We start from the raw sequence: 18,768 nt of genomic DNA, 5'->3' as shown, positions 1-18,768 counted from the left end.
CAAAATAAAAGTCTAAATCAAATTCAATGGAAAACAGAACTGAAAACAGCCGTCGCTATGGTGGGCGATGGCGCAAAACACAAAAGATTATGAAACTTTGTATGTTGTTTCTGTGTGCTGCTTTTTTACAAGTCTCGGCCAACACATACTCGCAGGAGGCGAAATTAGACCTGAAAGTGAACAATGCTTCATTAGAGCAGGTGATGAACAACATCCGCCGGCAATCGGAGTTCAGTTTCTTCTTCGACGATGCTGCCGTAAAAAATATCTCCAACATCACGTTGGACGTGCGGAATGCCCGCATCGAAGAAGTGCTCGCTGCTTGCCTGAAAGGAACGGGTTTCTCTTTCCGCATTTTAGACAAAACCATCATTCTGTTTCGTGAACAACCGCAAACGGTGGAACAACAGAAGTTTTATAAAGTACAGGGAAAGGTGGTGGACGAAAAGAACCTGCCGATGCCGGGTGTTACCGTTCTGTTAGACGGTACGCAAATGGGGGTGTCCACGAATGTGGACGGAGATTTCACCTTATCGGTACCGCAGGAAAAAGGAAAATTGGTCTTTTCGTTCGTAGGCTACAAAACCGTAACGGTTAATTATACCGATGGAAAGGCCGTTTCCGTAAAGATGGAACTCGAAACGGCCAGCCTGGAAGAAGTGCAGGTAGTGGCCTACGGTGCACAAAAAAAACGTACCGTCGTCAGTGCAATCTCTTCCGTGAAAGCCGACGAACTCAAGGAATTGCCTACCCATAGCCTCGAAAACCTCTTGCAGGGACACATGGCGGGTGTGGAAATCAGCAACATTTCCGGTTCGCCGGGCGGTGGCGGTTCATTGGTAGCCATTCGGGGATATAACTCTTTGTTTGTGGAAGGAGAGGGCGATGACCGCAATTACGGCACCCCGCTTTACGTCATCGACGGCGTACCCATGCAGTCGTTTACTTCACCGGTCACCGGTTCGAATACGTTGTCCGACTTAGACCCGTCGATGATTGAATCCATCGAAGTACTGAAAGATGCCGCTTCTGCTGCTATTTACGGGTCGCGTGCAGGAAACGGTGTCATTCTCATCACGACGAAGAAAGGACAGGCTGGAAAGGCCCGCTTCTCCGCCAATTTTTCCTATTCGGCCTCCTGGTTGCCCGCAGCTCCCGACCAATGGGGCGGTAACTATGAACGCAGGTACCATTTAGAAGCGTTGTACAACACGCTGGCCCCTTATAAAACGGCCGACGGCACCTGGAAATTGCCGGAGTCGTATGAAGAGGTATACGAAAACCGCCAGGACAAGGGCCCCATGTACAACTGGTTTTGGGGTACTACCCGCCCGCAGAATGCCATTGCTTTGCAGGACAGTCTGAATTCGTTTTACAACAACTCCACCCATTGGTGGAAACAAAATTATCAGGTAGCTAAGGTGCTCAATGCCAATCTTCAAGCTTCCGGCGGAAATGAAAACGTACGCTATATGATTGGTGCCGGATATTACGACGAGGAAGGAATCGCCGTCAATACGGGGTTTACCCGCTTCAATGTATTGACGAACCTGACGGCCATGCCGGCTAAAAAATTGCGGATGGACGGCCAATTTTCACTGACCTACAGCGACCGGAGTCGTGGAAGCAATGCCGGAAGCAATGCCAGCAAGATGGAAAGCATTACTTCCGACCCGACGGATACGCCGACGCTGCTTCCCGGTGGCGGGGAGGTGGGGCGGATGATGCTCCAACAGTTGAATGAAACTTCGGAAAAGAATCAGAGCTATTCCGCCCGGTTCAATTTGGTGTTGGACTACGAAATTATCCGCAACCTGCACCTGAAACTATCGGCAGGCGTGGATTTCAACCAGCAGAATCAAAACATTTTCAAACCGAAGGCGTTGGACCCGACCTACCATTTTTCGACCTCGGAAGGAACCATTGCGCGGGATATTTCGCTGATAAACGAAAACCTGCTGAGCTATAATTTCTCTATCAAAAACCGGCACAATTTCGATGTGCTGCTGGGACTTTCTTTCCAGAAAGACCAGAGTTTCAACAATAAAGGTTCGGGTTCCAACGGACCGAACGATCACGTTCACTACGTCGGCGCGCAGGGCTGGGGTGGCGATAACGGTTTGAATAATGTGGGCGACGGCACGAAGGACTTGTTTATCTCCGCTTTCACTTACCTGTCCAATTTCGACGAAGAACGCCTCAACAGTTATTTCGGTCGTGTGACCTACAATTTCAAGGAAAAATACATGTTGGAAGCCACGTTGCGTCGTGACGGTTCCTCGGTGTTCGGCGAAAATGTACGCTGGGCCACCTTCCCCTCCGTTGCTTTGGGCTGGGCCTTTTCGGAAGAGCCGTTTATGAAACGCTTTTATTGGCTGAGCTTTGCTAAAATACGCGGTAGCTGGGGTGTCTCCGGACAGAAATTCCACCAACCTTACTTAGCTCACGGACTGTTGTCGCCCGACCGTTACACTTTTCACGGCAATGCGGGTATGTTGCCGAATACGAGTGCCGGCGTTATCAACAAAAACCTGAGTTGGGAAGAAACCAACCAATACGACGTCGGATTGGATATCAGTTTGTTAGACTATCGCTTTAAAGTCAATCTGGACTATTATTACCGCTACACCAAAGGCCAGTTGAACCGCATCACCCTGCCGGGAAACACACAATACCTCAATTTCCAGTGGCAAAACGGTATGGCCATTTCCAATCAGGGAATTGAACTGGAGCTCATAGCCGATATTTTCCGCGAAACAGCCGTGCAGTGGCGTATGAAATTCAATCTTTCGCGCAACTGGAACCGTTTTGAGAAGAGCGCGGACGGCTTCGATTTCAACAGCCAGATTATCGGCCGGCCGCTCCACCAGTTGATGGTGTTCAAAACCGACGGCTTCTACAACAGTATGGACGAAGTGCCCAAATATTATACGGCCAACAAGGAAGTGCAATTGATTTACGACAACGACACCCGGATGGTATACCTGCCGGGTGCGCGTAAACTCGTGGACCTCAACGGTGACGGACGCATCACTGCCGCCGATAAATATGCGGCTGCCAGTCCGCTGCCCAAAGCACACGGAGGATTCATCAATGAAATCCGCTGGAAGAATTTAGACCTGAACATCTTCTTCAATTATTCCATCGGTCGCCATGCGCTGAAAATCTACGATGATTTCAGCCTCAAACCCGATGCCTCTTCCGTTCCCCTCTTTGCCGACGTAACCAAACTGAACGCCTGGAGCAGTGCGGCAAGTACACAGGCGGCCTACCCGAAACCCCAGGGTTACGGGTTGCATTACCAATACTCCGGTCTGTTCGACTGCGACATCGAAAAAGTACATTTCCTGCGTTTGAAACAATTGACGTTAGGTTACAACTTAGAAGAGAAGATTGTCAGGAAAATCGGCATCAGTAGTGCGCGTTTCTTCGTGACGGCCGAAAACCTCTTCCTGCTGACCAATTATTCCGGTATCGACCCGGAGTTGATAGACCCGACCAACGGTATGGACAACCTTGCTTCCTATCCGTTGCCCCGTAAGTTTACCGTAGGATTGACCGTTAATTTTTAATATGCCGACGAGATGAAAAAGATATATCTGTTTTTGTTATTCCTGCCGCTTCTGTCTTGTAACGACTGGCTGGATATCTCTCCCGAAAATTCTGTGACGCTGACAAATTACTTTCAGAGTGAAGCCGATTTGGAGTCTCTTCACACTTCCATGATGGCCCGCATGAAGTCGGCTTGCAAGGGCAAACAACCCTATTATTATATGTCTGTCGATGCCGACGAGTTGAAACCCAACATTTCCGGTTTCCGCGAATTGGATGTGGCGACGCATACCACCCAGACCCTTATCGGCGGAATACTGAAAAGCACATGGCGTGACCATTATTCCCTGATAAGCCTGGCCGACCTGATGATTGACAACGAGTACCGCTTTCAGAATATTCCGGCGGAACGGGCGGCCTTTTGGCTCCGACAAGCCCATTTTGTCAAAGCGATAACCTATTTCCGGATAGCCCAGATTTGGGGGGATGCGCCCATTTCTCCGGGCTCGGAGTCGCTCATTGCCTTAGCTAAAAAACCGGCTCTCGAAGTGTTGCAATACGCTGCCGGAGAAGCGGAACAAGCCCTCGGTTTACCGGCACACGATAAAATGACGGATGCCGACGGCCGTACCATTACGTCCCGGCAATACGCCAGCCGAGGGTCGGTCAATACCCTTCTCGCCAATATCTATGCCTGGATGGGCGGACTGACGCAAGACGCCAAATACTGGGAACAGGCGGAACACTATGCCTCACAGGTTATCGACGAATTTGCCGGAGACTACGAACTCGAAAACATGACGGACTTAATCGGTAATGTGTTCGGCAAAAACCGCCACAGCAAGGAAACCATCCTCAGCATCGACAACGACATATTGGATGATGCCCATACCTACGATACCCGTTTTACGGGTGAACTGCCGGGACAGGAATTGATCGATTACCCTTATACCAATGTCAGTCCGCAATCCCTGTCCACCGATAAAAATCAGGAATACAACCGGATTTCAGTGAAAACGGTGAAAGAAATCTATCCCGAAGAGAATGATTTGAGGCGGAAAGAGTTCTGGTACGATTTGGGCCATGTCAGCTATACGGTGGAAGGAGAAGAGGTGACCTCTCCGTATGCTTTTATCCACAAATGGCGTGATTACCATTATCAAACCAATTCGGAGATGTTGGAAGGTCAGGGGAAAGTACCTGTAGCCACCGACTGCGATTATGTTTTCTGGCGGTTGGCCGACGTCGTGTTGCTGCGTGCCGAATGCCGCGCGCGGCTCCAAAAGACGACGGCGAAAGACGACCTCGACCGGATTCGGAAGAGGGCCGGATTGGAAGCATACGCCGGGAGTACCGAACCGGAAGCGCTGCGCCGGGAGATTTTCAACGAACGCCGGCGTGAATTGTTCGGCGAGGGGCAGTACTATTTCGACATTGTGCGCAACGGTTACTACCGGGAGATGCTGCGCGGTAAATTCAAAACCCTCACCGACGAAGAGGTCCGCAACGGTGCACTCTATACCTGGGTTAGCTCCGACGCTTTTGAAAAGAATACATTAATGACTCAAAATACATATTGGTTATGGCAAAAATAAAATCTTACATACATATAGCTCTTCTTTTGTGTATCGGTCTGGCTTTAGGCTCCTGCACAAAATGGAATTATCACGACGGTGGCGTTGCTTACGGCGTACACGACTGTTCCATGTGGGACTATTTCAAAAAACAGCCCCGTGACTGGGATTCCACCCGGGTGATGATTCAACATGCCGGGTTACAGGATTTGTTCGAGGGCAAAGGCGAATACGGTCAGATTACGTTTCTGGCTCCCAGCAATCTGGCCATCATGACTTATATGTTCAATAACAATTTCAGGCGGGTAAATGAAATTCCCGCCGCAGAGTGCCGGCGTCTGTTGGAAAAACTCATCATTCCGCAACGCATCCTGACGAGCGACGTACCCCGTGGTTCCCGTTCCGAGGCTACCGGCGAGAAGACAGGCGGCAAGACCTACACCCTGATGGACGGAAGTGAAGCCTTCTTGTGGACGTTTCAGGAGTCCTACTTGGGTGTTGGGAATGCAGGGGCCGTGCATCTGTGGTTCTTTATCGAAAAGTTTGCCACCTCCCGGAGAATCTACTCCAGCAACATTCAGACCGAAAACGGGGTGGTGCAGGCTTTAGGACATGATTTCTTATTTGAATAACCCTTAATTTATCGGACATGAATAAATATACCCTATATCTCCCTCTCTTTTTCGCCCTGTTCGCTTTGGCAGGATGCGAAAAGGAACACACGGGCTACCTGTTTACGGAAAATGCCCGCTATCCCATAGACAGTCTGAAAATTATCCGCTATGAGGATTATAACCAAGAAGTAATCCGCTTAGAAGAGCAACTCAACAGCTATTCCGGGGAGATTCTCGATTCCCTGAACGCTTACCGCACCATCGAAGCGGAAGAGGAGAAAATCATCGAAGAACTCGACCGTTTGGAGGGTATTATGAATAAACACGGAGAAAAGTTGAACGCCTATTTAGACCAGTTTGAGGATGAATCCGACGCCGACCCGGACCGGGTGCAGGAATTGACGGACAATTGCGAAAAAGCATACGAGGCTTGGGTGACATACGAGTTAGAGGTGTACCAGCCTGTATACCAGATTAGGGACCGGATAGAGAGAAAAATCAAAGCCCTCTGCCAGGAAGCCGGTTTGGAAACTCCTTTCACCATTGCCCGGGAATTAGAGAAATTGCAGAAACAGCAAGCTTTGGATATTCCCTGGACCACCTCGTGTATCGAGCAGTTGTTGGGAACGGAACCGATTACCTATACCTTGGTAAGCATCCGGAGCGACCGGGGAGAGGCGGCAGCAGCCGATTTCGGCCGTTACCTCTCCGTTATCGGAGGCGGACGGATGTATGTGGATGCCAAAGTCAACTCTCCGGCCGGGAAATACATGGTTTCTCTGCGGGTCAGCAACGAAGGCTATAGCGTAGTGCTCCCCGATATATTCACCTTTATCCTGCAATAAATCATTCCTGAAAATATGAAACAGTTGAAACTCTTGTTTGTTGGTCTGCTGCTTGTGGCGGCCAACGGTTTGTTTGCCCAAATCACGTTTACCGAGGGTACTTTTGAAGAGGCTTTGGCCAAAGCCAAGGCGGAAAAGAAGAACCTTTTCATTGATTTTTATGCCAATTGGTGCGGTCCCTGCAAGGTGATGGCCGCCCAGGTGTTCACCATTCCCCCGGTGGGAGACTACTTCAACGAACATTTCATCAATTGCAAATTAGACTGCGATGCGGCCGCCAATAAAGAGGTGGTGAAACGCTACAAAGTGGAATCCCTGCCCACCCTGATGTTCCTCGACAGTAAGGGGGAAGTATTGAGGACCCTTGTGGGTGCCGTCACTCCCGATGTGCTGATGCTTGAAGCGCAGATTGCGACAGGCGAGGAACTCCCTTTTGAGAAACTGTACGAAAAATCGCGCAAAGAAAAGAAAAACACCGAACTGCAACAAAAGTTGCTGATTCGTGCCCCCCATTTTATCGGCACCCAGAACGGGTATAATCAGGAAAAATGGAAAGTGCGCATCGATGCCCTTTTCCCGGAGTACCTCAAAACCAAGAAATTGGAGAACATGATTAACCCGACCGATTTTACCATCCTTTCGCTTTATCATCCCGAAATGGAAAAACAAGACGGGATATTCGATTTCGTGGTCAAAAATTACGACCGTTACGGCGAAGCGGTAGACAAGGAAACGGTGCAAAATTACCTTATCGGACTTTACAACACGTATATCCTGCGGCTTTGCAGTACCGGCAAGACCGACTACAGGCAGGCCCTCGGACGCATCGGCGGTGACCTCCGGGCCATTTATGCCGGCATGCCGTTCGGCGACCTGACGGCGGTTGAAGCGGTGACCCTGCTGGCAGACAGTTATTTCAACCTGTTCCGCCACAACCTGCCTCTCTTTTTTGAGAACATGGACAAATATTTCGCAGGAGCCGGAAAGGCGTTGAGTATTAACGATTACACTCAGCCCATCGAAGACCTCTACGGCATTTACCAAGGCAATCCGCCGGACAATACCCGTCCCATGCTGATTCAATGGTTGGACCGTGCGCTGACGTTTGACATGACCGCCCAACTGCGCGCCCGCCTGTTGATGTTATTAGCGGAAAACCAGCAGAAAACCGGCGATTCGGCCAAGGCGAAACAAAGCCTCAACCAGGCCTTTATCGTTTGTGCCGGCATTCCGGAAGAAGCCGTAAAAGTGCAGTTGCAGAATATGATTCGTGAAAAACTGAACGACCTATGAGAATATTCCTTCTGACATTTCTGACCGTCTGCGTCTTCCGCGTGTCGGCAGCCCCGGAAACGCCGTTCCGTCACGGGCGGTTGGATAACGGACTGACTTATTACATCCGTGCCACGGGTGCATCCGCAGGGAAAGCCGACTTCTATTTGGTGCAGAACGTGGGTGCCCTGATGGAAGAGGAACATCAAAACGGACTGGCCCACGTGCTGGAGCACATGGCTTTCCATGCTACGGAGCATTTCCCGGAAGGCGTACCCGCTTTCCTGAAACGCCGGGGCATTCAGGATTTGAATGCCTATACGGGTGCGGATGAAACCGTGTATCACATCGACGGCGTTCCCACGACGGACGGCGGGCTGGTAGATTCCTGCCTGCTTATCCTGCACGATTGGTCGGGCTTCCTGCAACTGCGCGCCGACGAAATGGAAATCGAGCGCAAAGTCATCCTCGAAGAACGCCGTCAGGGAATGGACCTTTCGCAACGGATGCAGAGCCAACTCAACGCTTATCTCTACAACCACAGCAAGTACGCCACCCACGACGTTATCGGTACTCCGGAAGTCCTGAACCACTTCACTGCCGACGAAGTGCGCGCCTATTATCACGATTTTTACCGTCCCGACCAGCAGGCGGTCATTGTCCTCGGCGACATCGACCCCGATGCCGTGGAGGCCGGAGTGAAACGCCTCTTTGCCGGCATTCCGAAGCGCGTGAATGCCAAACCGCGGGTGACATATGCCATTCCGGACAACGAAGAGCCCCAGTATTGCCGGCTTATCGACGAAGATATTCCCCAGAACGCCGTCGTACTGATGAAACGTTTCCGCAAGCCGGAATTCCGTACACTCGGCGAACAGGTGAAAGACCAGTTGTGCCGGGAGTTTTACAATCAAATCGTCGGCGAGCGCCTCAATGATTTTATTCAGGAAGAGGATGCCTTGTTCCTTAGTGCACAGGCCGGTGTACACGACCTTGTGCGTCATTACGAGGGGCAGAATATCGCCATTACCCCTCTGCCCGGCATGGAAAAGGAAGCGGTTCGGCAAGTGCTGGAACAGCTTGAACGCATTCATCGTTACGCCATCACGGACCAGAAGCTAAAGGAGTTGACGGACAACTATCGTCTCGGGTTGAAACAGTCTGCGGCTATGCTCCGTCGTATGCCCAACAGTGTCTACCTGAAAGTCTATCAGGACCATTTTCTGCTCGGTTATCCGCTGGCCGAAGTGGCTGAGAAATTAGACGCCGCCTGGCACCTGCTCGATTCCATTGACAGCCGCGCCGTACATGCCTGGCTCGACCGTTGGAATGCCGGAGACCTCAACCGCATTTATGCCGTACAGGGCAATAATCCGGATTATCCGTTCCCGGACAGCGAAACCTTGACACGACTGCTCCGCGAAGCCCGGCAATCCTCGCCGGCACCTTACGTGCAGGCTGTTGCCGATACGCTGCCGTCCCTGATGGATTTCACTCCTGTTGCCGGCCGCATTGTCAAGACCAAAAGGCTGAAAGGTCCCGGTGCGGAGGAATGGACCCTGAGCAACGGCGCCAAGGTCTACTACAAACACAACGATTATGAAAGCGGTGCTTTCAATCTCTTAGCTGGAAGTCCCGGAGGCCGCTCCCTGCTGCCGGCGGAAGACCTGCCCTCGGCCGATGCGTTGAATACCCTGTTCCTGCAATACGGGCTGTACAAATACCCCGCCCGGCTGCTCAACGCTATCATGCGCGGACACAATATCGACATCAATATCGACCTCGGCGAACGGTCGGAAAGTATCAGTTGCAGCAGTACACGCGACGATGCGGAGATTGCTTTCCAGTTTTTTCACCTGACCGTTGTACATCCCCGGTTCAGCCGTCCGGATTTCGACAAATATGTGCGTGCCAACAAAATTCAGCGCACCTACGCCAAACCGACGACCGACGACTCGATAGCCTCCGTCATGCAAGAGCTGCACACCCTGCCGTCGCCCCGCATCCGCAAAACGGATACGGCTTACTATGCGGCGATGGATTACGACCGGATGGTGGAAATTTACGACGAGCGTTTCCGCAACGCTGCCGATTTCGCTTTCTATCTCGTCGGTGACCTCCCCCGTGAAGAGGCCCGCAGGTTAGTGGAGCTTTACATCGCTTCCCTGCCGGCGCGCAACGTCCGCGAGACGCCGGTGCACCACCGGTATGCCAGCACGGCATCCGCTACACGCGACATCCGTTTAGGATTGCCCGAAGAGAAGTACATGGTCAGTATCGAATACAAAAACCACCTGAAAACCAAGGCGTCGGATAAAATCTGTTTCCACGTCCTGCAGAAGCATTTCGACAACCTCTTCCGGCAAATCATCCGCGAGGACGAGGGTGGTTCCTACGGGGTACAACTCCACACGGAAGCGGAGGATTACCCGTTCTACGACCAGACCTTTGCCGTGCAGTTCGAAAGCTCGCAGGCCAAAGGTCCCCGGATGCGCCAGATTGTCCACGACCAAATCCGGCAGTTCATAGAGGAAGGTATCTCCGAAGATGACGCCGAATACTATCTGTTGGTGCTTAAACAAGAACACCAAAAGGCGTTTGCCGAAAAGAATGTGGCCTACTGGACGGAAAACCTGCAATTTTACAACCGCACCCATACCCAGCTCGATGACCCCCGCTATTTCGACGGTATCATCGACCAAATCCGTGCGAAAGACATTGTGGCATTTGCCCGCAAATTTTTCGACACGGCACAATGTATCGATGTGGTAATTTATTAACCTTTTAAAATTTAAAGTTATGAAGAACATTTAGATTATGCTGCTGATGGTATGCAGCGCATGTGCTTTCACCGCCTGCTCGGACAATGACGACGAACCGACGCCTCCCGTTGCTCCGACCGCAACCCTGCCGGAAACCTTCACCGCCGGTGAGGAAGTCACCGTTAACGGCAAAGACTTTGTCACAGCTGCCAAACTCATTCTCAAAAACAGTGCGGATGCTACCAAAACCTTAGACATCGAAGGGGCAGCGTTCACGGCTACAAGCGTGACCTTTACCGTGCCTGCCGACGCAGAAGCCGGTAACTAGAAGGTCATCGTGCGCCAAAACAATGAGGAGTATGAATTGGGGACGGTGGAAGTGATTGTGAACAAAGTGGAGAAAACGCTCACCAAAGTCATCTTTTCGGATTATTTGGGCACGATAGAATATACCCTGACTTATGGAGAAGGCGGACAAATTGAGAAAATCGGATATACCGTAGAAGCAGAGGGCGAAACGCAAGAAATGATTTACAATGTAAAACGGGAAGGTGAACAGATTCTTATCGCTGATGAAGAAGAAGCCGAAACATTCACTTATGTCCTGAAAGACGGTAAAATAGCCAGTTATGTGGATGCTTACGGCACGTCGTTCAGATTGGAGTATACCGATAACTACCTTACTTCTGTGATCGGAGTATATGAGGGAGAGAATGAAGATGGAGAAATAGAAAAGGAGGAGTATCCGGTAGAATACAAATATACCGATAACAACTTGGTTGCCATCGACGGAGGCGGACTTAAATTCGGAGAACAAAAGAATATCACGAATGGCGTAGACCCCGTTATTTGTATTTACAAATTTATCCTTACGGCCATTACGGAAAATAGTGATTTTTTCCCGCACCTTTTAGGGCTTTGCGGAAACTCCTCTGCCAATCTTCCTACCTCTTCGGATGTAATCTACGGTAATTTACCGTTCACCTATACATACGAAGAATGGGGTGGCATAAAGTCGATTACCTGTACGGATGAAGAGGATGTATCCACCATCAGTTTCGAATACAAGGATTAATCGATAACAATTCAAACGTTCTTTCCTTAAAAAATCAGGATATCGAAAAATATTTGCCTGCACATCCTCCCGAAGTGAGATAAAAACTTTGGGGGGATGTTTTGAATAAAATAATAACTTTGCTTTCCATTAATCAAGCAACTTTATAACTATGGACATAACGACGATATTCTTTGATTTCGACGGTGTAGTGGCGGATACGGAGCCGCTCTACGATATTTTCTGGAGACAAGTGGCGGAAAAATATCATATCGGTATTCCGGATTTTCCGGCAAAAATAAAAGGGACGACTTTACAACGGATTTATGAACTTTATTTTTCGGATTATTCTTCCGAAGAACTCGGGAAGATTACCCGGGCCTGTGATGAATACGAAGAGACGATGGATTTTCCGGAAGTAAAAGGAGCCGTTCGGTTTTTGCATATGCTTAAAACAAAGGGATATCGGGTGGGCCTGGTAACCAGTTCTTATCGGATTAAAATAGAGCGTGCTTTAAAGCTCATGGACATAGAGAAGGTTTTCGATACGATTGTAACGGCCGATCGGATAACGTCCGGCAAACCCGATCCGATGTGCTATTTGCTGGCTGCCCGGGATTTGCAGGTGGATCCCGGAGAATGTGTCGTTTTCGAGGACTCCTTTTCCGGAATACAAGCGGGTACGGTTGCCGGGATGCGGGTGATCGGATTGGCGACGACGAATCCTGAAGAGGCCATTGGCGATAAAGTTTCAGCTGTCATTCCTGATTTTAGCCGGCCGGAAAAGGTTTTAGAGTTGTTGTCTTGAAATTTGCTTTAAGTTTATTTAAAAACCAAACTTTTTGCTTTCTCCTTTCGTTGAGTATGTACAATACGATAAAAACAAAAGATTATGAAAAGCGAGAATTCAAAACTATTGTTAGGTTTGGGGATTGGAGCACTTGTCGGAGCCGCTGTCGGCTACCTGATGACAGGTGAACATCGCCAGAAACTGGAGGAAGAGCTGCGGGAAGTGGGACATGGGATCAAAGACGGTGCCCGGTCGGTATTCTCAAAAGTAAAAGCAAAAGCTGAACATGCCGGTTCGAAGTTTGCCGGTAAGGCCGGGGAATGGTCCGAAGAGGCTGGCGATAAAGCACGCCAGTGGGCCGGTAAAGCCGGGGATAAAGCCGAAGAATGGGCTGAGGCCGCCGGTAATAAGGCTAGTGCTACCGCCGACGACCTTTCTCAGAAAGCAAATGATTTCCGGCAAACGATGGACAACAGGGCTGAGGCTGATGAACAAAAACAAGCCCAATATGCCGAAAGTTACCGGAAAGACGTGAATAACCTGAAAGATCGGGTAAAGAACTCTGAAAAGTCGGTTAACTGACCAGGGAGGTGATGGAGAATACTGCAGGGAAAATATTTACTGAATTGAAGGAAGATATTTCAACTTATGCCAGGTTGAAACTCCGTCTACTGAAATTAATGGCTATCGAGAGGACTGCTATCGTTCTTGCAGTTCTCTCACATAGCCTTATCTTGTTATTACTGTCCTTTTTTACGGTTCTGTTTCTGTTTGTCGCCTTAGGGTGCTATCTGGGGGAATTATTGGATAGTCCGGCGCTCGGTTTTCTGATTGTCGGAGGTTTTTACCTATTGTTCACTTTGATAGTCTGGGGAATGAAACATGGAATCCGGATCGGGATAATGAATATGGTTATCGAAGCTTTGCAAGCGAATGACGATGAAGACGACAAAGGTCAATCCCAAAACCCCTCTCGGCCAGGTTATCCTGGAGAAGCGGGAGATCCGACGGCTGTGTCAGGAAACGGAGGAGAAAATTTCCGCTGACTGGCAATATATCCGCTCTCATGCCGGACGGTTGATGTGGTCAGAAATTTCTGCCGTCCTTATGCCACACCGGAGGAATAATGGTGAAAAGCAGGGTGGCCCGGGCTTTGCGGGTAATCCATGGATCAATATGGCCTGGCAATTGGGAAAACCGATTCTTTACCGTTGGATGGGAGAAGTGGGATGGCAAGTCTTTAAAAGTATGTTCTGTCGTCGCCGCGCAGAGTGAAAACACTAAAAACGGATAAAGCGGATCAGATTTTTTTGTTTTTCCAGTTTCCTTTTTTCATATACCAATAGGTTAATGAAAACATACAAACCAGGTAGATGTATTCGGTTGTCCAGCAAATAGCGACGTCGGCTTTTAGGTAGATCACCAGATAGATCACCGACAGGACATAGGCCACCAAAGCGATCAGCTCGATAAAAAGTGCCGAACGGGTATTTCCTGTTCCGGATACGGTATTGAATAAAATATTAGCCGGTACACTGACCAGATAGACGAAGATCATCACATAATAGGCCGGTACCGCGCTTTGGATAAGAGCGGAGTTGTCTGTATAGATCCGCATGACGCTGTTGGGGAATAAAGCCATCACGAATATCAGGGGGAGGATAAAAACATAACATAGCCGGGACACTTTTTTGAAAGTATCCATTACCCTGCCGGAATCTCCGGACCCCATCAGGTTACTTACCAATGAACTGGCGGTAGTGGCGAAAGCACTGACGATAATAAAGAAAAGGGAGGAGATATTCCTTAACACATTGGTAATGGCTAAAGGCCGTTCTCCGAGGTGTTCGACAGCGATAAAAAATAAAAACCAGGTGCTGATAGAAATAAATGCCTGCACCATTGTCCAGATCGAGATACCCAAAATCCGTTTGAGTAAGTGGATTTCTATGCGGTGGAAACGGTAAAGACGATATTTCTGCCGGTCGATCTTCAAGCCGGTGTATACGATAAAAAAGAGCAACGACGTGACTTCTGCAAGGACGGAAGCAATCGCTGCCCCTGCAATTCCTAAAGCAGGAAAACCCAGTTTCCCGAATATCAGGATATAGTTGAGCACAACATTCGTACCGACCATCACCAGGGAGTTGGCGGTTAGTGTCCGCGTATCGGCAATTCCGACATAAAAGGCACGAAACATCAACGCCGTAAACGAAAAGAACAAACCGAAAATTCTCCGGTTCATATACTCTAAAGTAGCTTCGTATACCTGTGGCGAGTCGATCAGATGCCGGAGTAGCAAAGGAGAGCCGAAACGGGTAGCAAAAAAGATAAAAGTAGCCAGAAGAAATTGGAATACGAATCCCTGGTTGAACAGCTCGCCGATCGCCGTATAATTTCCTTCTCCGTTTCGCCGGCCGATCATAATCTGTACCCCTGTACTGAAACCGAAACCCAGCATGAAAATGGCCAGATAATACACTCCTGCCAGGGCTGAAGCTCCCAGTTCTACTTCTCCGACTCTTCCCAAAAAAGCGGTATCTGTCATTCCGATCAGATGTTCCATAAGGACACTGACGAGTATCGGACCTGCAATTTTTAAGATTTGACGATTTGTAAAACGCATATGGATTCTGTTTATATAAAACCAGGCGTATTTTTAAAGATCGGACCGGCAAAGATAGCAGAAAATTGTGTATTTTCGTCTGAATCTATCTATTCGTTATTTTATGAAAAGGCGTCTGGTGTTTTTGGTACTCTTGCTCTTTTTGGCGGCAGGCGGAATTTGGTATCTGGTTTTCCGTCAATCCGGTATGTATCGCGTCAGGGAAGGGATTCCTGAAGATGCGGTATTTATTGTCGAGACCCCTTCTTTTAATCGAATACGTGACAAATTATACCGGAATCGGATTTGGGCATCTCTGAAAGCATATCCTTACTTCGAAGAATATCATGCCAATCTGAATCTGGCCGATTCGTTGAGCGAGGTATATCCCGGATTGAGAAAATTACTGACAGACCGCCCTTTTGCGGTGTCCTGCCATTTGGTTTCTGCAACCGATTATGACTTATTGTATGTCTGCGATCTTGGGAAACTGAATGTTATCCAGGCATTCGACGGCTTGGTGGGAGGGGTGCTGGGCGACGGACAAATGAGCAGGAAGGGAGACGTTACCGGGATCAGGATCGGGGAGCTGAAATTATATTATGCGATTAAAGCCAATCTGTTGTTTATCTCCTTTTCTGAAAAATTAGTCACCCGGGCCTGGAAGACTTGTGGGCGACATCCGGCTTTCCAGGAACAAAGCAATACCGGGGATATCCGTCTGGAACTCGAACATACCCGGTTCGAAAAATGGATGAAGATGCTTTGGGGTGAAGCTGCCACCAATGCCGATTCTTCTGCTTTCGAGACGACAGCGTTAGCTTTGCAACTGCAGGATAAAGCGCTTGCCTTTTCGGGGAAAACCTATCCCAGCAGGCATAACTTTTCACTATGGAGTGCTTTAAATCTGGTGGAGGGTAATAAATCGTCGGTCAGAGAGATTATCGGTAATCATGTGGCGGCATACGTATCGGTATGTTACAGTTCGTTCGAAGAGCTTGAGAATATATTGCTGGAAGATTATAAGGTAAATAACCTGAAAGAATTTCAGGGATATGAAAAGACCGTAACCCGCTTGAATAAATTTCTGGGATTGGATCTGGCCGGATTATTCACTTCGTGGATGGGGAATGAAATAGCGATTGTCAAACCGGCAGTCGATCAGGAAAACCGGCTGGATAACCTGATACTGGCCATCCGGGCCAAAGATATCGATCTGGCTAAAGATCAGCTGGCTTATCTGGCTGAACAAATCGGGCGGAAGACCCCTGTGCGTTTCCGGAATATCGATTATAACGGACATACAATCGGTTATCTCAGCCTGAAAGGTTTTTTCAATATGTTTCTGGGGAAATGGTTCAGTAAGTTCGACAAGCCCTACTATACCTTTATCGGCGATTATGTGGTATTCAGTAATTCGTCGTCTACCCTGGCTGCTATGATAAAAGATTATTCCTTGGGGAATACCCTCGTTCAGGACGAAAAATACAATGATCTGATGAGTGAATTGGGTAACCGGAGTAATATATACGGATATGTCAGTTCGCCCGAGACCTACGAATATCTCTTTCGTTCTTTGCCACCGGAAGATCGTGCTGAATTTGTAAAGAATAAGGGGGCTTTTCAGAGTTTCGAGGCCATCGGTTTCACTTTGACCAATGCTGGAAGTGGGTATGAAACGCATTTGGTGGCTATTCACAATGTCGATGCTGCCCGGGATTACGAGATCCGCGAACTCAGTCGGTCACTCGAAAAACAGGCCGACTTGATCGAGTCCGGGTATTATCATGTGGTGATTCCCGATAGCATCGCCGTGAGTACCCGGGGAGATTATGCTTATCGGACTGAGCAACTGGACTATGCCGGCAAACTAAGTAACGGTGACCCGGAAGGCATTTGGAAGATTACCGATCGGCAGGGGCAGGTTGTCGCGCAGTTGCTCTACCGGGAAGGTAAGCTGCAGGGAGAATCCCGTTTTTTCTATCCGGATGGGGTAGTTGCTGTACAGGTGACATACGATAATGGTAAGATTACGGCTTATAAAGAATTTTTTTCCGATGGAACTTTGAAAACCGAGTTGGAGTATAATAGGGGGCTGAGGCACGGTGAGGCCCGTTTCTATTATTCTACCGGCCATCTCTTCGGAGAAGGAAAATATAAGAAAGGACGACGCACAGGAACCTGGAAATATTATAAAGTAACCGGGGAAATAGAAAAAAAATTGAAATTTTAATCCCCGACTAAATAACGCTCTATGACACAGACAAAAAATCCTCATGTACTTGAAACGGAATCCATCGGCAAGTTGTTGATACAATATTCGATACCTGCCATCATTGCGATGACCGTTACGTCTGTGTACAATATCGTAGACAGTATTTTTATCGGACATGGAGTGGGACCTCTGGCTATTTCGGGACTGGCCCTGACTTTTCCGCTGATGAATCTGATTATCGCTTTCAGTACACTCATCGGTGTCGGTGGCGCTGCGATCAGTTCTATTTACCTGGGACAGAAGGATGATCTGAAGGCGACCGAAGTGTTGCATAATGTTTTGATATTATGTATCCTGACAGGGATATGTTTCGGAGGAATCACCTATTATTTCCTGGATGAAATATTGATTTTTTTCGGAGCAAGTACTTCCACCTTACCCTATGCCCGCGATTTTATGCAGGTGTTGCTATTGGGAAATCCTGTTTCTTTTTTATTTATCGGTTTGAACAATGTGATGCGTGCAACGGGGTATCCTAAAAAAGCGATGTTATCGTCCCTGCTGACGGTAGGAGTAAACATCATTCTGGCTCCGATTTTTATCTTCCACCTCGATTGGGGAATCCGGGGAGCTGCGACGGCTACGATCCTGGCGCAGATGGGAGGGCTGGCATGGGTGTTGAACCATTTTCTACATAGTTCCAGCTACATCCATTTTCGAAGAGGGTTTTACCGCTTGAGAAAACATGTCATCATGAGTATTTTCTCGATCGGAATGGCTCCCTTCCTCCTGAATGTGTGTGCCAGTGGGATAGTGATCGTTCTGAATCATAACTTCAAGATTTATGGAGGAGATTTGGCCATCGGTGCTTATGGCATTGTCAACCGGGTGGCTACTTTATTTGTAATGGTGGTGATCGGATTGACGCAAGGAATGCAACCGGTCGTCGGATATAATTTCGGTGCGAGGCATTTTGAACGGGTTCAGAAAACGTTGAAGAAAGTGATCCGGATAGCTGTGACTATTATGGGATTAGGTTGGGTGTGCAGTGAGCTGTTGCCCGGGCATATCGTGGCGATGTTTTCGGACGATGCGGAACTGAATAAATTAGCGGAAGTCGGCCTGCGTATCACCATCTTGTCTTTCCCGATGGTAGGGGCACAGATTGTGATAACTAATTTTTTCCAGTCTATCGGGAAAGCAAAGATTTCTATTCTTTTGTCTTTGGCCCGGCAGTTACTGTTCTTAATCCCCTTGCTTTATACGCTGCCCCATATGGCCGGTTTGGATATTTACGGAGTTTGGGGAAGTATGCCGCTAGCCGATACATTGGCTTTTATAGCTGCTATTCTGACATTACGCTGGTATCTGAAGAAAACCCATGGCCTGCAGACGATAGCTTAATTGCAGGCTGAAACAAAGGGACGGGGGTAATGTTTCATATAAGTGTAAATATGTATATAACAGCCATCTTTTTTAGTAACA

General features: G+C 48.7%; 15 protein-coding genes. 14 read left to right on the top strand and 1 reads right to left on the bottom strand.

Annotated elements, in window-relative coordinates; genetic code table 11:
• Positions 1-26 precede the first annotated feature (26 nt).
• The 12 genes from AC5RDS_RS14600 to AC5RDS_RS14545 all read left to right on the top strand — a co-directional run bounded on the left by AC5RDS_RS14600 (position 27) and on the right by AC5RDS_RS14545 (position 13,738).
• Positions 27-3,572, top strand: a complete 3,546-nt coding sequence (locus AC5RDS_RS14600) for a SusC/RagA family TonB-linked outer membrane protein (protein ID WP_087381831.1) — start codon at positions 27-29, stop codon at positions 3,570-3,572.
• A 12-nt stretch (positions 3,573-3,584) separates the two neighbouring features.
• Complete coding sequence (locus AC5RDS_RS14595) at positions 3,585-5,147, top strand: RagB/SusD family nutrient uptake outer membrane protein (RefSeq protein ID WP_337778816.1); 1,563 nt, start codon at positions 3,585-3,587, stop codon at positions 5,145-5,147.
• A complete protein-coding gene (locus AC5RDS_RS14590; protein WP_013611717.1) occupies positions 5,135-5,758 on the top strand; it encodes a fasciclin domain-containing protein in 624 nt (207 codons plus the stop codon). Before AC5RDS_RS14595 ends, AC5RDS_RS14590 begins: the two co-directional genes overlap by 13 nt.
• Positions 5,759-5,775: 17 nt before the next feature.
• Entirely contained in the window at positions 5,776-6,585 is an 810-nt protein-coding gene (locus AC5RDS_RS14585) for a hypothetical protein (protein ID WP_013611716.1), read from the top strand.
• 15 nt (positions 6,586-6,600) lie between these two features.
• Positions 6,601-7,878 (top strand): thioredoxin family protein, encoded by a 1,278-nt coding sequence (locus AC5RDS_RS14580; protein WP_118122254.1) that lies wholly within the window; start codon positions 6,601-6,603, stop codon positions 7,876-7,878.
• Positions 7,875-10,637: a M16 family metallopeptidase gene (locus AC5RDS_RS14575; protein WP_087381840.1), complete on the top strand. Its 2,763-nt coding sequence runs from the start codon at positions 7,875-7,877 to the stop codon at positions 10,635-10,637. Before AC5RDS_RS14580 ends, AC5RDS_RS14575 begins: the two co-directional genes overlap by 4 nt.
• A gap of 37 nt (positions 10,638-10,674) precedes the next feature.
• Positions 10,675-10,947 carry a hypothetical protein gene (locus AC5RDS_RS14570; protein WP_087381843.1) on the top strand — a complete coding sequence of 91 codons (273 nt, stop codon included), beginning with the start codon at positions 10,675-10,677 and terminating at the stop codon, positions 10,945-10,947.
• A 9-nt stretch (positions 10,948-10,956) separates the two neighbouring features.
• On the top strand, positions 10,957-11,694 hold the full coding sequence (locus tag AC5RDS_RS14565; RefSeq protein ID WP_013611712.1) for a hypothetical protein: 738 nt from the start codon (positions 10,957-10,959) through the stop codon (positions 11,692-11,694).
• A 151-nt stretch (positions 11,695-11,845) separates the two neighbouring features.
• Positions 11,846-12,481, top strand: coding sequence for an HAD family hydrolase (locus tag AC5RDS_RS14560; RefSeq protein WP_013611711.1), 636 nt, complete (start codon positions 11,846-11,848; stop codon positions 12,479-12,481).
• Positions 12,482-12,565: 84 nt separating this feature from the next.
• Positions 12,566-13,045: a hypothetical protein gene (locus tag AC5RDS_RS14555; protein WP_013611710.1), complete on the top strand. Its 480-nt coding sequence runs from the start codon at positions 12,566-12,568 to the stop codon at positions 13,043-13,045.
• An 8-nt stretch (positions 13,046-13,053) separates the two neighbouring features.
• The gene (locus tag AC5RDS_RS14550) at positions 13,054-13,509 is read left to right on the top strand and encodes a hypothetical protein (RefSeq protein ID WP_370751983.1); all 456 of its coding nucleotides are present in this window, start codon (positions 13,054-13,056) and stop codon (positions 13,507-13,509) included.
• The gene (locus tag AC5RDS_RS14545) at positions 13,403-13,738 is read left to right on the top strand and encodes a hypothetical protein (protein ID WP_147349921.1); all 336 of its coding nucleotides are present in this window, start codon (positions 13,403-13,405) and stop codon (positions 13,736-13,738) included. The genes AC5RDS_RS14550 and AC5RDS_RS14545 overlap by 107 nt, the downstream gene beginning before the upstream one ends.
• Before the next feature lie 25 nt (positions 13,739-13,763).
• Here AC5RDS_RS14545 and AC5RDS_RS14540 read toward each other — a convergent pair whose 3' ends face one another.
• The gene (locus AC5RDS_RS14540; RefSeq protein ID WP_013611708.1) at positions 13,764-15,089 is read right to left on the bottom strand and encodes an MATE family efflux transporter; all 1,326 of its coding nucleotides are present in this window, start codon (positions 15,087-15,089) and stop codon (positions 13,764-13,766) included.
• Positions 15,090-15,192: 103 nt separating this feature from the next.
• Here AC5RDS_RS14540 and AC5RDS_RS14535 point away from each other — a divergent pair, with 103 nt between their 5' ends.
• Positions 15,193-17,301, top strand: coding sequence for a DUF3352 domain-containing protein (locus AC5RDS_RS14535; RefSeq protein WP_046405367.1), 2,109 nt, complete (start codon positions 15,193-15,195; stop codon positions 17,299-17,301).
• A gap of 21 nt (positions 17,302-17,322) precedes the next feature.
• The gene (locus tag AC5RDS_RS14530) at positions 17,323-18,687 is read left to right on the top strand and encodes an MATE family efflux transporter (RefSeq protein ID WP_046451002.1); all 1,365 of its coding nucleotides are present in this window, start codon (positions 17,323-17,325) and stop codon (positions 18,685-18,687) included.
• Positions 18,688-18,768 lie beyond the last annotated feature (81 nt).

It is taken from the genome of Odoribacter sp. (assembly GCF_985060555.1).
The sequence above is the reverse complement of the archived record's forward strand: the minus strand, read 5'-3'. Positions and strand labels throughout refer to the sequence as shown.